Below are 1,029 nucleotides of genomic sequence, written 5' to 3'. Positions count from 1 at the left end.
GATCGACATCATCACCCCGCAGACCCTGGAGGCCACCGGCACGGTCGAACTGGCCACCGCGCTGGCTCGCGCCCTGCCCTCGTTGAATTTCCCGCGCCCGGCGATCACCGACGCCACCGACGCGGTGCGCCCGGCGCAGCTGCGCGGCCTGGCCCCGGACCAGGTGCTGGTGCTGGTCAACGGCAAGCGCCACCACACCACCGCGCTGCTGAACCTGTTCGGCGCGCGCAACCGCGGCAACACCGGCACCGACCTCAACACCATCCCGCTGATGGCGATCGACAGCGTCGAGATCCTGCGCGACGGCGCCTCCGCGCTGTACGGCTCCGACGCCATCGCCGGCGTGGTGAACATCATCACCCGCAAGCGCTTCGACGGCCTGGAAGGCAGCGCCTACATCGGCCAGTACGGCCAGGGCGACGGCAACAAGGAGGTCTACAACTTCGTCATCGGCCAGACCGGTGAGCGCGGTTCGGTGACCTTGGGCGCCGAGTACAGCAAGGAAGATCCGGTGTTCGCGCGCGACCGCGACTTCACCCGTTACCCGAACGGCCGCGCCCATCCGACCCCGGACCTCGGCGGTCCCGACGGCTCGGTGCGCAGCAACGGCTGGAGCGGCATCAACCAGTGGGGCACGCTGTTCGACGCCGACGGCAACGCCTGGACCGCGAACCGCGGCACCACCGACACCTCCAAGCTGTCGAACTTCCACCCGACCAATGGTCTGACCGACCAGGCCAACGCCAACGAGCAGATGTATCTGTCGACCGGCCTGGAGCGTCGTTCGGTGTTCGCCAATGCCGAGTTCGACATCACCGACAATCTGCGCGCCAAGGCCGACATCCTGTACACGGATCGCGAAGCCACCCAGCAGATCGCGGGCTATCCGTTCCGTTCCACCGGCTTCAGCGACCGCTATGCGGGCGACCTGCGCCTGAAGGCCGACAGCGCGTTCAACCCGCTGGGCGAAGACGCCGACTTCTACCGCCGCGGCTGGGAAGTTCCGCGTCAGACCAAGTCCGAGCTGAC

The 1,029-nt window shown here is 67.9% G+C and carries 1 protein-coding gene; it reads left to right on the top strand.

Features of this window, described 5'->3' with window-relative positions; genetic code table 11:
- Window positions 1-1,029: TonB-dependent receptor plug domain-containing protein (locus AB0I77_RS53970; RefSeq protein ID WP_363290397.1), on the top strand; the 1,029-nt coding region annotated here is incomplete at both ends.

The organism is Streptomyces sp. NPDC050619, from assembly GCF_040654815.1.
In the GTDB taxonomy this organism is placed as follows: domain Bacteria; phylum Actinomycetota; class Actinomycetes; order Streptomycetales; family Streptomycetaceae; genus Streptomyces.
The sequence above is the reverse complement of the archived record's forward strand: the minus strand, read 5'-3'. Positions and strand labels throughout refer to the sequence as shown.